This is a genomic window from Pyxidicoccus caerfyrddinensis (genome assembly GCF_010894405.1).
Classification (GTDB): domain Bacteria; phylum Myxococcota; class Myxococcia; order Myxococcales; family Myxococcaceae; genus Myxococcus; species Myxococcus caerfyrddinensis.
The window spans coordinates 139895-156561 of the sequence record NZ_JAAIYA010000009.1; the positions used below are offsets into that span (position 1 = coordinate 139895).

Annotated in this window: 11 protein-coding genes; 3 read left to right on the top strand and 8 right to left on the bottom strand. The window is 72.2% G+C overall.

The genetic code is table 11. The features are described from left to right. Positions 1-36 precede the first annotated feature (36 nt). Complete coding sequence (locus tag G4D86_RS22830; protein WP_240360419.1) at positions 37-1527, bottom strand: DUF1565 domain-containing protein; 1491 nt, start codon at positions 1525-1527, stop codon at positions 37-39. A gap of 327 nt (positions 1528-1854) precedes the next feature. Here G4D86_RS22830 and G4D86_RS22835 point away from each other — a divergent pair, with 327 nt between their 5' ends. Further along, the gene (locus G4D86_RS22835; protein ID WP_002635502.1) at positions 1855-2124 is read left to right on the top strand and encodes an HU family DNA-binding protein; all 270 of its coding nucleotides are present in this window, start codon (positions 1855-1857) and stop codon (positions 2122-2124) included. Positions 2125-2155: 31 nt separating this feature from the next. On the opposite strand, the gene G4D86_RS22840 is transcribed toward G4D86_RS22835, so the two are convergent. Continuing rightward, positions 2156-3157 carry a M23 family metallopeptidase gene (locus G4D86_RS22840; protein ID WP_163996111.1) on the bottom strand — a complete coding sequence of 334 codons (1002 nt, stop codon included), beginning with the start codon at positions 3155-3157 and terminating at the stop codon, positions 2156-2158. Between the two features lie 286 nt (positions 3158-3443). Further along, positions 3444-4469, bottom strand: a complete 1026-nt coding sequence (ltaE, locus tag G4D86_RS22845) for a low-specificity L-threonine aldolase (RefSeq protein ID WP_163996112.1) — start codon at positions 4467-4469, stop codon at positions 3444-3446. Between the two features lie 69 nt (positions 4470-4538). On the opposite strand from ltaE, the gene nth reads away from it, so the two are divergent. Further along, complete coding sequence (nth, locus tag G4D86_RS22850) at positions 4539-5270, top strand: endonuclease III (RefSeq protein WP_275899138.1); 732 nt, start codon at positions 4539-4541, stop codon at positions 5268-5270. Here the strand turns inward: nth and def are convergent. The 5 genes from def to G4D86_RS22875 form a co-directional block, all read right to left on the bottom strand. Continuing rightward, complete coding sequence (def, locus tag G4D86_RS22855; protein WP_163996114.1) at positions 5230-5757, bottom strand: peptide deformylase; 528 nt, start codon at positions 5755-5757, stop codon at positions 5230-5232. The two genes, nth and def, sit on opposite strands and share 41 nt — an antisense overlap. 85 nt (positions 5758-5842) lie before the next feature. Continuing rightward, complete coding sequence (locus G4D86_RS22860) at positions 5843-11359, bottom strand: DnaJ domain-containing protein (RefSeq protein ID WP_163996115.1); 5517 nt, start codon at positions 11357-11359, stop codon at positions 5843-5845. A gap of 14 nt (positions 11360-11373) precedes the next feature. Beyond that, positions 11374-13761 (bottom strand): replication restart helicase PriA, encoded by a 2388-nt coding sequence (priA, locus tag G4D86_RS22865; RefSeq protein ID WP_163996116.1) that lies wholly within the window; start codon positions 13759-13761, stop codon positions 11374-11376. A 360-nt stretch (positions 13762-14121) separates the two neighbouring features. Next, positions 14122-14745, bottom strand: coding sequence for a glutathione S-transferase family protein (locus tag G4D86_RS22870; RefSeq protein WP_163996117.1), 624 nt, complete (start codon positions 14743-14745; stop codon positions 14122-14124). 168 nt (positions 14746-14913) lie between these two features. After that, complete coding sequence (locus tag G4D86_RS22875) at positions 14914-15669, bottom strand: hypothetical protein (protein WP_163996118.1); 756 nt, start codon at positions 15667-15669, stop codon at positions 14914-14916. A 146-nt stretch (positions 15670-15815) separates the two neighbouring features. On the opposite strand from G4D86_RS22875, the gene G4D86_RS22880 reads away from it, so the two are divergent. Continuing rightward, complete coding sequence (locus G4D86_RS22880) at positions 15816-16667, top strand: PorV/PorQ family protein (RefSeq protein ID WP_163996119.1); 852 nt, start codon at positions 15816-15818, stop codon at positions 16665-16667.

Here is a 16667-nt window from a genome sequence, read left to right on the forward strand (position 1 = left end):
GGTCCGCACCGTTCATCCGCTGACCGCGCGCAGTGCTCAGCGTGGCGCGGCTGGCTTCTCCGCACGGCCCGCGACGCAGGAGGACGGCAGGCCCCGCGCGTCCTCCGAGCGCACGCGCTCCAGACTCACGCGCGTGGTGCCCTGGCAGTCGGCCCAGACGAGCCCGTCCGCGAGTCCGCTCGCGGTGAGCACGTCCACCCGCAGCTCACCCTGGCCCATGGCCGTCATGGCCGCTCCGGCGCCGTCGATGACCACCTCCGTGGCCTCCAGCCGGGCCTGCGTGTCCACCGCCAGTCCCGAGTACCGGCACCCGCGCAGCTCCGCGTCGCGCAGCTTCACGTGGGCCGCCTGTGCCGCCAGGATGCACGAGCCCTCCACGTCGCGCACCACCACGCCCTCCACGTCCGCCTCCACCTCGCGGAGCTGCAGGCCATCCCCGGCCGAGCCATCCGCCGAGCGCACCCGGAGGATGGTGCCATCGCGCAGCCGCAGCCTTCCGTGCAGGGCCGACAGGCCGTACTCGGCGGAGCCGTCCACGCGGAAGCGCTGGACCTGGAGGTCCCCACCCACGAGCTGGAGCCCGCCATAGTCGCCGCTGTCCCGCACCACCACGTCCTCCAGCACGCCCTTGGAGCCCACCACGCCCAGGCCGGCGCGGACGGCACGCACCGAGGTGAAGCGCCGCACTTCCAACCTCATCGCCCGGGTGGCCGACAGGGCGTACTCGTGCCCCGTTACCTGCGCGTCCTCGAGGAGCAGCACTCCGTCCACGACGGAGAAGGCGGAGCCCTTGCCTCCCTCCGCCACTGCGTGCCGTACGTCCGCGTGCCCTCCGTCCACGCCGAGCGCCGAGTCCGGGCCGAAGAACTTCACGTCCTCCAGCTCCACGCGGGCCCCGGCCCCGCGCACCCGCACCGCGCGCCGGTAGGGCCCGTTGAAGGCGCTGGCGGTGATGCGTGCCTCGACCGCATGGGCCTGGGACTCGGGTGCGCGTGGAGCGGCCTCCAGCAGCACCCCGGTGCCTCCCGATTCGGTCGCCTCGAAGCGGCCCGCCTGCACCTCCAGTCGCCCGGCCTCCACCCGCACCGCACCCGTCCGTTGTCCGCTGAAGCCCACCCGCTCCAGCCGCACCCGCCCGCCCCCCACCTCCAGCCCCCAGCCCCCTCCCCGCACCGCGAGGTCCACGAGCGCCGCGTCCCGGCTCGCCCGCAGCACCGGTGCTTCCGCCCCTTCCGTGGCCAGCACCGAGGCCGGCCCCTGCCCCTCCAGCCGTACGCCCTCCGGCAGCGTGAAGGGGCCCGTGTACGTCCCCGCCCCCAGATGCACCGTGAGCGGACCGGGCCGGATCAGCGCCTCGGCCAGCGAGCGGAGGGGCTGCTCCCGCGTGCCATCCCCGGGCCCGCTACCCGCCGCGTCCACCCACACGTGGGTGCGGGTCTCCCCGCCAGGACGGATCACCTCGCGGGGCGACGGGGCCCGGCAGGTACACAACATGAGGATCAGCGGGAGGACCGTTCGGAAGCGCACGCAGTCGGGCACTCTAGCGCCTCCCCGCACGGTCACGCGGGAATGCGATCAGCACTACCCGCCAAGTGATCAATATTCCAAAGACTTTCCTCCAATCACGATCACACACCCCACTCAAAACCTCACTGCGGGTGGAGTGTTGGAATGTGACACGCGCGACGGACTTCTCCTCTGTAAGCCCGCTGTTTCAGAGAGCCAACTTTTCGTCCCGAGGCCGATTTTCCGGCCTCGGAGCGCGGCCAGCATTGACAGGGAAAAGAGCGATTTGTTACCACCGTTCGGGTTAAGCACTTTCAAGAACAGACAACGCAAGGACGGAGGGGCGTAATGACCAAGGCAGAGCTCGTCGAGGTGGTGGCGGCGCAGACACGTCTCACCAAGAAGTCCGCGGCGCAGATCCTCGACATCGTCTTCACCAACATCGGCAAGGCGGTGAAGAAGGACGCCCGCTTCAGCTACCCCGGCTTCGGCACCTGGTCGGTGCGCTCGCGCAAGGCGCGGAAGATCCGCAACCCGCAGACGAACGAGATGATGAAGCTGAAGGCCTCGAAGACCATCGGCTTCCGGCCCGCCAAGGAGCTGAAGAACTCGCTCTGAGCCGTCTGGCCGCGGCGGCCCCGGTCCTCGTTCAGGGGCGCTGACCTGGCGGTCGGCGCCCCTGATGCGTTGCGGGGTCCGCCAGCACGTGGCCCCGCGCCATGGGCGGGCCCTCCACCGGGGACTCCTCGTCGCCGCCCAGCGCGTCCAGCGGGTCCAAGGCCTGGCCGTCACGCCACAGCTCGAAGTGGAGGTGGACGCCCGTAGCGAGCCCCGTCTCTCCGGCGAGGCCCAGCGCATCGCCTCGCTCCAGGATTTCGCCCGGCTCCACCAGCACGCGCGACAGGTGACTGTAGCGCGTCACCCAGCGGCCCGCGTGCTGAACCTCCACCTGGTTGCCGTGGTCGCCGTTCCACCCCGCGCGCAGCACCACGCCCTTCTCGGCGGTGTAGATGACCTGTCCCTGCTGCGCGGCCAGGTCCACGCCCAGGTGGCGGCGGCTCTCCCCCAGTATCGGGTGCCAGCGCTGACCGAAGAGGCTGGTGATGGAAACGGGCGCCAGGGGCCACGCCAGACGCGGGAGCCCATCCGTTTCGGCCGGGTGCTCCAGGCGGCGCAGCTCCGCCATGCGCACGGCGAGCCGGCCCACGCGCAGCACCACCGCCTCCGCCAGCGCGCCCGGCATGTCGCCGTAGGTCCGTCCGTCCTGCTCCAGCTCGGCCTCCAGCACACTGCGCGCCCGGAGCACGTCGCGAGCGTCCGTGCCCTTCACCGGCCGCGCCAGGAAGCCGTCCAGCGCGCGGTTCATCGCCTCCCAGTTCTGGGCCTGTGACGCCGGCATCGCCCCGCCCCGCGCCACCTGGGCACGGTATGCCCGGGCCCGCTCGGTGAACGCGGCGAGCACGGCTTCGAGCTCCCCGGAGGATTCAGGGGCAGGCTCGTGCACCGCGAGCCCCTGGCTGGCAGAGGACGGCGAGCGCTCGTCGTCCGGGCCCGGGGAGCCGTAGAGCTCGTCGAAGCTCATCTTCGGCTCCGCGCGCGGCGCGGCGCAGGCGCAAGCAGTGAGGAGGACGAGGAGGCTGAAGCGACGCACGGCACGGTGAGCCTACCACGCCCCGCCCGGGCTCCTCCTCACGCTGCGGGAGTGGGGCACCGGGGGGTGTCGAACAGTCCGCGTTTCACGGGGCGTGGGAGCGCGGCCTGGCGAGGAGGCTCGGTCCCGGCCGCATCGGCCCGCGGAAGGAACGTTCCTTCCAGGAACCCACCCCAGCGGGGCGAAGCGGGACGCCCCGAGCCGGCCGCATCGGGCCGCGGAAGGAACGTTCCTTCCAGGAACCCGTCTCCGGCTGGGCGGGCTTCATGCCTTCCCGCGTCGTGAATCAGGCGACAGCGCGACGGATGCGGGCCACGGCCTCGTCGATGTCCGCGGCGGACACGTCCAGGTGGGTCACGAGGCGCAGCGTGCGCGGACCGCCCGCGGGATTCGTCAGCACGGCCTGCTTCGACAGCAGCGCCACCATCTCCGACGCGGGCTTCGAGAACTCCGCGAAGACCATGTTGGTCTCCACCTGCGCCGCGTCCACCTTCACGCCCGGGATTTCCGCCAGCCCCGCCGCCAGCCGGCGCGCGTTCGCATGGTCCTCGGCGAGCCGGGCCACGTGGTTGTCGAGCGCGTACAGCGCCGCCGCCGCCAGCATCCCCGCCTGCCGCATGCCGCCGCCCAGCCGCTTGCGCAGCCGCCGCGCCTCGAGGATGACGTCCGCCCGGCCCGCCAGCACCGAGCCCACCGGCGCGCCCAGCCCCTTCGAGAAGCACACCGACGTCGAGTCCGTCAGCTTCGACCACGTGGACACCGGCACGCCCGCGGCCACCTCGGCGTTGAACAGGCGCGCGCCGTCCAGGTGCACCGCCAGCTTCGCCTGGCGCGCCGCCTCCACCACCGCGCGGAAGCGCTCCACCGGCCACACCGAGCCGCCCCCGCGGTTGTGCGTGTTCTCCAGCGACAGCAGTCGCGTGCGCGGCGCGTGGATGTTCTCCGCGCGCACCGCCTCCGTCACCTGCTCCGGCGTCAAGAGGCCGCGCTGCCCCGGCAGCTGCGCCGGCTGCACGCCCCACAGCGCCGGCACCGCGCCGCCCTCGTACTGGATGATGTGGCTGCCCGCCTCGGTGAGGACCTCGTCGCCCTGGCGGCAGTGTGCGCCGATGGCAATCTGGTTGGCCTGCGTTCCCGACGGAACGAAGACGGCCGCCTCCAGCCCGAGCCGCTCCGCCACCCGTGCTTCCAGGCGGAGCACGGTGGGGTCCTCGCCATAGACGTCGTCTCCCACCTCGGCCTCGGCGATGGCGCGGCGCATGGCGGGGGTGGGCTTCGTGACGGTATCGGAGCGGAAGTCGATGGGCTTCATGGGTCTCTCGAAAAGGGTGGGCCCTGGCCGGTGCTTGGGCTCGCGTCAGGGGTGACATACAACGGCCGCGTGCCAGGACGTGAGAACGCAGCGGAGAAGCGCAAGCGCGCGGTGGCGGTGATGGACCGGTTGCAGGCCGACATGCCGGACGCCCGCATCGAGCTGGACTACCGGACGCCCCTCGACTTGCTGGTGGCGGTCATCCTCTCCGCGCAGTGCACCGACAAGCGGGTCAACATGGTCACCCCCGCCCTCTTCCAGCGCTTCCCCGACGCCCGGGCATACGCCGGAGCAGAACCGACGGACGTGGAGCCGTTCATCCGCACCTGCGGGCTGTACCGCGCCAAGGCGAAGAACATCGTCGCCGCCGCCCGGGCGCTCGTGCAGGAGCACGCCGGCCAGGTCCCCCTCCAGCGCGACGTGCTGGAGCAACTGCCGGGCGTGGGCCGCAAGACGGCCGGCGTGGTGTGCATCCACCTGGGCGGCGACGCGGCCTTCCCCGTGGACACGCATGTGAAGCGGCTGGCGTACCGGCTCGGCTTCACCACGCAGGAGGACCCGGACAAGGTGGAGCTGGACATGCAGGCCGTGCTGCCTCCGGAGCGGTGGACCCTGGGGCACCAGCTCCTGGTGTGGCATGGACGGCGGACGTGCTTCGCGCGCTCACCCGAGTGCGGGCGCTGCGTCGTCGCGGACCTGTGTCCGAAGAAGGGCGTGCGCGCGGCGGCGGAGCCTCGCAAGGCCCCGGCCGCGGGTGTTGCTACCGCGAAGCCTGCGCGCCCGTCTCGCGCGAGGTCTTGAGGCGCTTCATCCGCTTGCGGATGAGCTCGCGCTTCAGCGTGGAGACGTGGTCCACGAAGACGGTGCCGTTGAGGTGGTCCGTCTCGTGCTGCACGGCGATGGCGAGCAGCCCGTCGCAGCGCAGCGTCTGCTCCTGGCCCTCCACGTCGAGGAACTTCACCGTGACGACGGCGGCCCGGTCCACGTCCTCGGACTCACCGGGGATGGAGAGACAACCCTCGTTGTAGGTCGTCTCGCCCTCCATCGCGATGAGCTCCGGGTTGATCATCGCGATGGGCTTGGACTCGGGCTGGCTGGGGGTGGTGTCCAGGACGATGATGCGCTGGAGCACGCCCACCTGCGGGGCGGCGAGCCCCACGCCTTCGGCGGAGTACATCGTCTCGAACATGTCCTTCACGAGGACTCGGACGGCTTCGTCCACCTTCGCCACGGGCCGGGCCTTCTGCTTCAGGACAGGGTCGGGCCAGATCAGGATCTCGCGAACCATGGGGGCCGTCTTAACTCCACCGGAGCGGCCGGGCAACCGTAGGTGACGGCCCCGTGCCGCCGAGTGCACGGCGTGCCACCGTGCGTCAGTCGAGCAGGCTGCGGGCGTACTCCGCGCGCAGCCGGTCATCCCCCAGCGCCTGGGCGGCCTCGGAGAGCACGCTGCGAATCTGCTGCGCGCGGTGCTGGAGCGCCGGGTCCGGGTGGCCGGCGAAGCGCAGCGGGTGGAACTCGGCGGCCAGCAGCTCGTACGCGCGCTTGACCTCCTCGCTGCCCGCCGTGCGGGCCAGCCCCAGCACGGTGAAGTAGTCGGCGTCCTGAATCTCCTCGAACTTCGCCTCCAGGCGGCGCACGTCCAGCTCCGGGGGCAGCTCGCCGCTGTCCTCGTCGCCAGCGTCCTGGAGCGTGATGAGGCCGAGCGTCCGCGCCACCGCGAGCGACTTGAGGGCGGACTCCTGCGGCAGCCCCGCGCCGAGCAGCAACGCCTCCAGCGTGTGCTCGCCGTCCACCTGCGACAGGAGCTGCAAGTCACGGGAGGACAGGCCGAAGTCGTCGGGAGCCAGGTGGAGGTCGCCCCGGGTGACGCGGGTGCGCAGGCTGCCGGCGGCCGCCAGCAGGGACTCGGCGGAGAGCGTGTTGCGCAGCGCCTCCGCCAGCAGGTGCAGTGGCGGGCGCGTGGCGGCGGCGAGCGCCACCTCGTGCGGCGCGGGCTCCGGCACCAGCCGGTAGAGCGTGGAGGGCTCGGCGAGCGCGTCGAGGAAGACCTGTTCCGTGTAGCGCTGCACGAGCGGCACGGACTCGGACTCGCGCAGGTAGCCGCGGCCTCGGAGCGCGTCCAGCAGCGCGCCGGTGGTGGCGCTGCGCACCAGGCGCAGCTCGCCTTCCTGGCGCGCGTCGATGAGGCCATCCGCGCGGGCCCGGTCGATGAGCGACTCCCCCGGCGCGGAGGAGACGGCTCCGACGAGCGCGCCGTCCCGCAGCCAGAGGACGCGCAGGGCGTTCATCACCTTCAGTTCCAGGCGCATCTCCATGCGCGCCTCGCAGAGCCGGAGCACCAGCTTCGCGAGGCCGTCCTGGGTGACGCTGCCGCTGCGGGCCACCGCCAGTTCGGGCCGGCCGGGCGGGGCCTCCAGCGGGAGGAGCGCGGCCCGGGCCTGCGCGGCGGCTTCTTCGGCTTCGCGGTGCCCGCGCTCTTCCAGCTCGTGGCGCTCGCGCTCGGCCTGGGCGCGCTGCTCGATGGAGTCGGCTTCCAGCTGGGCCTTCTCCGCTCGCAGGACTTCCATTGCCTTCTCGACGGCCTCGCGTGCCTCGCGCTCGCGTGCGAGCTCCTGGCGGATGCTCTCGGAGGCCTGGCGGGCCTGTTCGAGCCGCCCCTGGAAGGTGGCGAGCTGCGACTCGGCGGCGTTCCTGGCGCGGACCTCTTCTTCGATTCGAGTCTCCGCGGCCGCGCGCTGGTTGGTCTCTGCGTCGAGGCGGACTTCCAGGGCGGTGCGGTGACGGCCCTCGGCCTTCGCGCGGGCGGCCGCTTCGGTTGCGGCCTGCGCGGCCTGCTGCACGCGAGCCTCGGCTTCCGCACGGGCCTTGGACTCGGACTCCGCGAGGGCCTCGGCCTCGGCACGGCGCTTTGCCTCGGCTTCGGCGCGCGCGTCCGACTCTGCACGGTGCTTCGCTTCGGCGTCAGCACGGGCCTCGGCTTCGGCGCGCTGCTTCGCTTCGGACTCGGCGCGGGCTTCGGCTTCGGCGCGATGCTTCGCTTCGACTTCGGCGCGGGCTTCCGCGTCGGCGCGATGCTTCGCCTCGGACTCGGCGCGGGCCTCTGCCTCGGTGCTGGAGGTCGCTCCGGCTTCGGCGCGGGCCTCGAATTCAACACGGGCGCGGGCCTCGGCGTCAGCGCGGGCTTCGGCTTCGGCACGTTGCTTCGCTTCCGCCTCGGCGCTGGCTTCCGCCTCGATGCGCTTCGTCGACTCCGCCTCGGCGCGGGCCTCGGCCTGTTCACGCAGGCCGGCTTCGGCTTCGGCGCGGGCTTCCGCCTCCGCGCGCCGCTTCGACTCCGCAGCGACACGCGACTCCGCGGCCTCACGGAGGCGAGCTTCCGTGCTGGCGCGCTCCTCGGCCTCCGCGTGGGCCTTCGCCTCGGACTCCGCGCGCTCCTCCGCCTCGGACTGTGCCTGCGTCGCCAGCTCCGCGCGGACCTCTGCCTCGGCTCGGGCGCTGGCTTCGGACGTCGCCCGGGTCTCCGCCGCGAGCCGGGCCTCCGCCTCGGCCTCCGCTCGCGACTCCGCGGCCTCACGGGCGCGAATCTCCGCATCCGCCCGGTCCTCCGCTGCGGAGGTAGCCGTCTCCGCCGACTCGGCGCGGGAGTCCGCGTCGCGACGGGCCTTCGCCGCCGCCTCGGCGCGACCTTCGGCCTCGACGCGCCCGGCGGCCTCGGACTCGAGCCTCGTCTCGATTTCCTTCAGCGCCTGCATCGCCGCCTTGGCGCGAGTCTCCGCCCCGGTGCGGGCCTTCGTCTCCTCCCGGAGTCGCGCCTCCAGCTTCTCGATGCGCACCTGCAGCTCGCTGCGCGCCAGCGCCTCCGCATCGGAGCGCACCCGGGCTTCATCGCTGGCCGACGAGGCGTCTTGTGCCCGGACCTCCGCTTCCACCCGGGCCCGCTCCTGCGCTTCGGCTCGCGCTTCCGCGTCGATGGCGCGGGTCTCCACCTCGGCGCGCGCTTCCGCTTCCTCGCGGGCCCGGTCCGCAGCCTCCTCCGCACGCGCCTGCGCCTCGTCGCGGAGGCGGGCCTGCTCCTGCACCTCCGCCTTCAGCGCGTCGAGTTGCCCGCGCAGCTCGGCGAAGTCGTGCTCGCGCGCCTCGATGCGTCCCAGCGCCGCCCTCGCGGCGGCGTCCACGGTGGCGCGCTCGCGAGCCTCGGAGCCGGCTCGGGTCTCCGCCTCGTCGAGCTGCGCCTGGAGCGTGGTCACCTGCTCGCGCAGTTGCTCCAGCTCTCCGGCCCGCTCGGACTCCTGCCCGGAGTCACGCTGCTGGACGACCTCGAGCTGCGCCTCGGCCTCCCGGCGCAGCAGCTCGGCTCGCGAGTGCTCCTCTTCCAGCGCCGCGAGCCGCTCCTGAAGAGCGTGGACCTGGTGCTCCGCTTCGAGCCGCAGCGCTGTCTCGCGCGAGCGCTCCTCGTCGAACGTCTGCTCCCGCTCACGGGCCGCCTCCGCCAGCTCCTGTGCCACGAGCCGGAGTGACGCCTCCTGCTCCCGCGCGGCCTCCGCCTCGACTCGCAGCGCGGCCTCGCGGTCCAGGACGCCGCGCAGCGACTCGCTCAGCTCGCGCGCCTCCACGACCTGCTGTTCCGTCTCGAGGCGGAGTGCGATTTCCTTCTCCAGCTCGGCCCGCACCGAGTGCACCCGCTCGTGCGCCTCTTCGAGCTGGCGCTCCGCTTCCTCCTGCTGTGCCTGCCACTGCGCCAACAGCGCGGAAGGCGCGGCACCGGGGAGCGCTACAGCGGGCTCCTCCACGGGGGCCAGCGACTGCTCCGCGAAGGAGGTCTCATCCGGGTAGCTCGGCGCGTCCGATTCGGAGAGACCGGAGCCGTCCGCGTCCATCCCATCCGACGGGAGGGCCGGGGCCTCGTGCTCCATTCCGGACGCCGGCCACTCCAGGAGTGTCGTCGGCCCGGTCGATGCGGCTGCGGCAACGTCCGCGTCCGAGTCGAACCAGTCCTCACCCGCGCTGCTGCCCGGCGCAACGGTGTTCGTGACTTCTGGGGCGCTGCCGCTCGGGTCCGCACCCGTGGCCGAAGCATCGGCGCTGGCCGAATCCGCGTCGCTCCACTCAGCTGCCGCACCCATGTCCGGCGCGGCGGTGCTGGCCGAATCGGAAGAGCCCCACTCCGACTCAGCGCCCATACCGGACGCTTCAGGACCGGCCGCGTCCGAGTCGCTCCACGTCGAGGCCTCGTCCGTCCCAGGCGCCGCGGCACCCGCCGCTTCCGCATCGCTCCACCCGGCAGCCTCGCCCGCCCCAGGCGCTACGGCACCAGACGCCTCGGAGTCGCTTGAGCCCTCCGCCGCAATCGGAGCCTCGCCCGCGATGTCGTCAGGCTCCGCGCTGCTCCAATCATCATCGGGGTCCACAGCCGGAGCCGTCTCGCCCGCATCGGAGGCGGACGTGCCGGCCTCCTCCGCCTCGCGAGCCCGCGCCGAGGCCTGCAGCTCCGCCTCCAACACATCCCAGGCCGACGGCACGGCCTCCTCGTCACCCGCGCCCTCCGCAAGGTCCCCATCCGCCGGAGCACTCCCTTCGGCAGCGCCAGTTCCATCCGGCGCTCCCGCCGTGGAGGGCTCCTCGCCCAGCTCGGCCTCCGTCCCCCACTCCGAGCCCTGCTCGCTGGAGGACGCATCCGCCGTCAGGGCGCCGCTCGCGTTTCCTCTGGCGGCCACACCTGCCGGAGCCGTCTCGCCCCACCCCACCGCCATCCTCGCGGTGTTCTCCATCTCCGGGTCCGGAGGCAGCTCCATCCACGACGGCGGCTCCGCCGCGGCCGCCGCGAAGGGCTGCTCTCCCGGCGTCACGTCGGAGAGCCCAACGCCCTGCTCGGCCCCCGGCGTGTCGACGTCGAAGAATCCCTCGTCCCCCAGCCGCGGTGTCGGAGTCACCGGCCGCGCCGCGGACTGCGACACGGGCTCCTCCGTCCACGCGAGCTGACCCGGTGGCGGCGCAAGCCCCGACTCCAGCTCCGCCTGCTCCCGCGCCAGTGCCGCGTCAATCTCCAGCTGCGCCAGGCGCTCCGTCTCCGCGCGGACCTCCGCGTCCACGTCACCGCTCCCGGACGCATGCTCCGCACCGGACGCCCCCGCCCCATCCACCGCCGCCGCCCAGTCCTCTGCGGGGGCCTCGGGCGTTCCCTCGCCCCAGCCGTCCGCCGACTCCGCGCCACCCGACGCGAGCGCCGAGTCGATGGAAGCCATCGCCTGCGCCTCCACCTCCTGGTGCGCCAGCTCCATGGCGGAGAACATGACGAGCGTCGTCTGGTGGTCGCGCTGCCGGGCCTCCTCGTGCGCGCTGCGCTCCTCGCGCGTCATCGCCGCCAGCTCCCAGTCCGTCTGGTGCAGCGGTGCCAGGTCGCCGAAGAGCGCGTTCGCCAGCGCGGGGTCTCCCGCCACCGGGCGCGGCGCCGTCGCGTGCCACGCCTCGCCGTCATCCGCCTGGGTCTCAGCGCCAGACGCGGGCAGGCTGCGGTTCTCCACCACGTGCCAGGCGTCCGCTTCCGTCGGCGCGCGGAGGAGTGAAGTCACCAGGGCCATGAAGCCCGTGCCGTCCAGCGGCAGCGTGGCCACCGGGGCGCTGAAGCCGGGAATCGGCTCGCCCAGCAGCAGCACGCGGGCCTTCTTTCCATCCGGATGCTGGAGCAACTCTTCCAGCACCACGTGGCCGCGCCCGCTCTCCACCCCCGGAGCGAGCACGACGAGCACGGGCTGGTGGTGACCGAAGCCGATGAGGGCGTCCGCGGCGGAGGTGGCGAGGATGACCTCGTACCCTTCACGCGTGAGCAGACGCCGCACCGCGGCGATGGTGGCGATGTCGTCGTGAACGAGGAGGACCGGTGCGCCCATGGGGGGCAACGAGTCTACAGCATGGCCCCCGGATCCACGTCGATCACGACCTTCACCCCGGACGGTAGGTCCCCCAGGGCCGCCTCCATCCGGCCGAGCAGCGGGGCAAGCGACGCATGCGTCGGCCCCTTCACGAGCAACTGCCAGCGCGTCTTCCCCCGGATGCGGGAGATGGGCGCCAGGGCCGGCCCCAGCAGGCGCACCCCCGCCGAGGCAGGCGGCATGTGCCGCGAGACGAGGTTGCCCAGGTGCCGCGCCACGCTGGCCACCTGCTCGGGGTGCTCGCCCTCCAGGCGGATGGCCGCCATGCGCGAGTAGGGCGGGTACGCCAGCGCCTTGCGCCAGTCCAGTTCCTGCTTCGCGAAGCCGTCGAAGTCGTGGGCCAGCACGCGCCTCACCGGCTCCGCGTCCGGGTTGTACGTCTGCACCAGCACGCGCCCCGGGTCCTTGCCCCGTCCCGCGCGCCCGGACACCTGGGTGAGCAGGTGGAAGGTGCGCTCGGAGGCGCGGAAGTCCGGGATGGCCAGCGACGTGTCCGCCATGACCACGCACACCAGCGTCACGCCCGGGAAGTCATGCCCCTTGGCCACCATCTGCGTGCCCACCAGCACGTCCAACTCGCGGCGGGCGAACGAGGCCAGCATCTCCGTCAGCCGCTCCGCGCTGGTGGCCGAGTCCCTGTCCAGCCGCGCCACGCGCGCGGTGGGGATGCGCTCCAGGACCTCGGCTTCCACCTTCTCCGTGCCGATGCCCAGCTTGAGCAGGGGGCCGGTGCACTCCGTGCACCGCTCCGGCACCGGCATGGCCAGCCCGCAGTAGTGGCACACCACCCGGTTCTGCGAGCGGTGGTGCGTGAGACACACGTCGCACTCGCTGCACTTGAGCGACAAGCCGCACACCTCGCACAGCAGCACCGTGCTGTGGCCGCGCCGGTTGAGGAAGAGGATGACCTGCTGCCCGCGGCCAATCGTCTCCTCCATCGCCGCCAGCAGCGGAGGGCTGAGGATGGGCGCCTCCTCCGTCACCACGCCCTCGCGGGGACGCTCCACGCGCAGGTCCACCAATTCGATGGTGGGCATGGGCCGGTCGTCCACGCGGTTCTTCAACTCCAGGAGCCGGTAGCGCCCGCGCCGCACGTTCTCCAGCGTCTCCAGCGACGGCGTGGCCGAGCCCAGCACCACCACCGCGTTGGCCTGCTTGCCGCGCACCACGGCGAGGTCTCTCGCCTGGTAGCGCAACTTCTCCTCCTGCTTGAAGGAGGGGTCGTGCTCCTCGTCCACGACGATGAGCCCCAGGTTGTCCACCGGGGCGAACACCGCCGAGCGCACGCCGACGGCAATCTTCACGTCGCCCCGGCGCAGCGCCTGCCAGTGGAAGAGCCGCTCGCGGTCCTTCAGCGCCGAGTGCAGCACCGCCACCTCCGCGCCGAAGCGGCTGCGGAAGCGGCCCACGAGCTGCGGCGTCAGCGCGATTTCCGGCACGAGGATGAGGCTGCCCTTGCCCTGCGCCAGCGCATGCTCCGCCGCGCGCAGGTACACCTCCGTCTTCCCGCTGCCGGTGACGCCGTGCAGGAGGAACGGCTGGAACTCACCCGTGTCCAGGGCCGCGCGCAGCTCCGTCACGGAGGTGTCCTGCTCCCGGGTGAGGCGCTCGGGGCGGCCCTGCATGAGGCCGTCCTTCACGCCGGCCTCCAGCTTCTTCTCTTCAATCCGCGCCATGCCGCGCGCGGCGAGCTTCTTCAGCGTCTCGCGCGCGCCCGGAATCGCGTGGGAGACCTCCTCCAGCGGCGCGCGCCCTCCCACGGCCAGCAGGTAGGCGAGCGCGGCGGACTGGGCGGGAGCGCGGTGGAGCTCCGGGGGCACCTCGTTGATGAGGGCCACCGCGAAGAGCTGCACGTCCGGCTTCGCTTCCTTCTCGTCCACGGCCTTGGACAGGCCGGGTGGCAGCGCGCCGCGGATGACCTCGCCCAGCGGGTAGCGGTAGTGCACGGCCGCGAAGCGCAGCAGGGCGATGAGGTCCTTGGGCAGCGACGGCGAGTCCTCCAGCACGCGCTGGATGGGCTTGAGCTTCACGCCCTCCTCGGCCGGAGGGGAGGCGGGCCCGAGGTAGAAGCCCAGCGCGGTGCCCCGGCCGAAGGGCACCAGCACGCGCTGGCCCGGCGACAGGTGGCCGGCGAGCGCGTCCGGCACCGAGTAGGTGAACTCGCCCCGGACGGGGCGGCCAACGGCGATGGAGGCCAGGACGGGAGGGCTCACTGCGGCGCCCACTGTAGCGGCGCCTTCGGGCTCGGACAGTTCCCGGCGACTCCTCGCACGGGAGGTACGCACGGACATGGAACCCCGGGTGGGGGAGGCCTCCGTCCGCTCCGCGTGCGCGTCGTCCCACAAGGCTTGCTGCTCCATGATGCTCCCTTCAACCGCCACCCCATCCCCTTCCGTCCTGCTACCCAGTGACACAGTGCCCCGAGGGTCTGACATGCCCTGCCGGGTCCTCCGGTGCGGGCACGACTTTCGTGTCGCCCTTGCCTCCGGGCACACGCGTGACTAGCGGCTGTCATGCCGGGGGCCTTCAAGCGAGCGAACAGCCTGGAAGCGGAACTGGAGACAGGCCGCGAGCGCGGGACATGGAGCTGAAGACGGGCCGCGAGGGCAGTGCCCTTCGAGCGGCTGTCGGACACCGGAGGCCTGGGCCTCGACGGTATCGCCAGGGGCACGGATGGCGTGGACAGCGCACCACCCGTGCCGCGAAGCACCGGCCGCGGACTACTTGCCGGCGGCCTTCTTCCACGACGGGCGGCTGCTGATGCGGTTCCACCAGGCGGCCACGTTCTTGTGCTTGTTCATGACGTCCGCGCCGCCGGAGGCCACGAAGAACTCCATGTACGGCAGCCAGGACACCTCGGCGAGGGAGAAGGTGTCACCCGCGAGGTACTGCTGCTTGCCCAGCACCGGGTCGATGATGCCGAAGACCTTGTCCGCGCCCTGGAGACCTTCCGCGACGCGGGCCTCGTCCGGCGCGCCGCCGCCCATGTGCGGCTTGAAGAGGCGCTCCATGATGACCTTCATCGCCGCGGGCGTGAAGTAGGACTGCTCCACGCTGATGTACTGCTCCATCAGCCCGTAGGCGCGATGGTCCGTCGGCGTGAGCGACGTGCCCGGCAGCTTGCGGTCCAGGTAGCGCATGATGGCGCGCGACTCGTAGAGCATGTTGCCGTCGTCCTCGAGCGCCGGGATGACGCCGAACGGCTGGCGCGCCAGGTGCGCGGGCTGCTTGTGCTCGCCCTTCATCAGGTCCACGAGGACGAACTGGGCCTCCTGGCCCTTCTCCGCCAGGGTGGTGAGGACCTTGCGCGTACAGGTGCTCATCGGGTGGCCGTACAGCTTCATGTGGCACTCCTCTTGTGTGGCGGGCCGGGTGGAGCCCCGGCCGGGCGCGGGCGGACTCTTCATCGGCGGCCACACGCACCGCAAGCGTCCAGACACGAGAGGTACGGCGGCGCACACCGCGGCCCGCACGTCGGGCCGCGTCAATGGCACTCGAGTGTGACGAAACGACTACGGCGTGAAGAGCTTGTCCGCCAGCGTGGCGCGGCTGTCGCCCTTGAGCGCGGTGAAGCGCAGGGCGCGCTGGCCACCGCGCCAGACCTCGATGGTGCGCGGCATCCACTCGCCGGTGGCGGGCGACGTGTAGTCGAGGAAGCGGATGTCCCAGGCGGTGTTGGCGGTGTCCGTGTAGCGCAGCCGCGCCGGCCGGAAGGAGTCCTTGTAGACCCAGAACTGCGGGCGGCCCTCGGCCATCTCGCCGATGACGTACGCCACCTCGCCGCCGAAGCGCGCCAGCCCGGTGCGCCCCGTCTCCACGCCCAGCGTCTGGAGGTGCTGCTGCAGGGCCTCCTTGAGGTCCTGCACGTTGCCGCCGCCCGCGGCCAGAATCGGACACACCTGGGAGACGAGCACCGACATGGACGGCACCTCGGTGCCCTCCGCGCGGCGGCGGCCCCCGGCCTGGATGGCGGCGGCGCGCGCGTTGCCGTCGGGCACGGAGGCGTCGAAGCGGCAGCGCCCCGGCACGCGGATGGAGAGGACGCCGTCGCCCTGCACCTCCGGGCGGTCCGTGGGCGTGCCCAGCGCCGCGCCCGCTTCCTTCACGGCGGGGCCGCTGAAGCTGAGCGAGCCCTCCACGCGGAGTGAGGACAGCTTGAGCTCGTCACGCTCGGCGACCATGCGACGGAGGATGGAGCCTCCGGGCAGCACGTACGCGCCCGCGGCGAAGGAAACCAGGACTGCCAGAAGTGCGGCGGCTCGCTTCACGGCTTCTCCGTCTTGACGACCTCTCGGGGATTCGGGCCACCAAGGGCACCCGGGCACGGAGGCGGAATGGGTCAGATAGCCCACTTTGGGGTCCGGAATGTATTGATGGCACCCGCCCCCATCAAGCTGGATAGGATGCCAACGTCATGCCGCTCCGCTCGACTGTCCTGCTGATTGCGCTGTGTGTGTCCACCGCCGCCCTGGCTCAGCCCGCGGAGGACCTGCGGGACGTGATGAGCGCCCGGGCCTACGGCATGGGCGGCGCCTACCGGGCGCTGGGCCTGGGCACCGAGTCCATCCTGGGCAACCCCGCCGCCATGGCCCTCTTCCCCTCCTACCGGGTGGAGGGCACGGGCGCCTGGAATGCCGTCACCAAGGAGGGCCTGCTGGGCATCTCCGTGCTCGACGCGGCCACCAGCCGGCTGGCCATGGGCGTCGACTACCACTGGGTGAGCCTGGGCAGTGGCGGCGCGCGCTCCAGCGCCCACCTGAGCTCGCTGGGCGTGGGGCTGCCCCTGAGCCAGGCGGTGATGCTGGGCGCGGTGGCGCGCTACCTGCGGCTGAGCGGTGAGTCGCGGTACGTCAACTCCGTCACCGCGGACGCGGGCCTGCTCTTGCGGCTGTCGCCGTCGTTCATGGCGGGCGTGTCCGCGCACAACCTCATCAACACCGGGAACTCGGAGCTGACGCGCTACTTCTCGGGGCACCTGGGCTTCCTGACGCAGCAACTGACGGTGGCCGCCGACGTGCGCGCGGACTTCGTCACCAATGACAAGAGCACCTTCACGTACAACACGGGCCTGGAGTACCTCTTCGGGCAGGTGCTGCCGGTGCGCGCGGGCTACTCGTACGACGGCTTCAACAAGGTTTCCCAGCTGAGCACGGGCCTGGGCTTCGTGACGGAGAGCGGCGGCGGGTTGGACATCGCCTACCGTCACGACCTGGGCAGTGGGGATGGCCGGCTGCTCGCGCTCACCATCCGCCTGCAGATGAAGTGA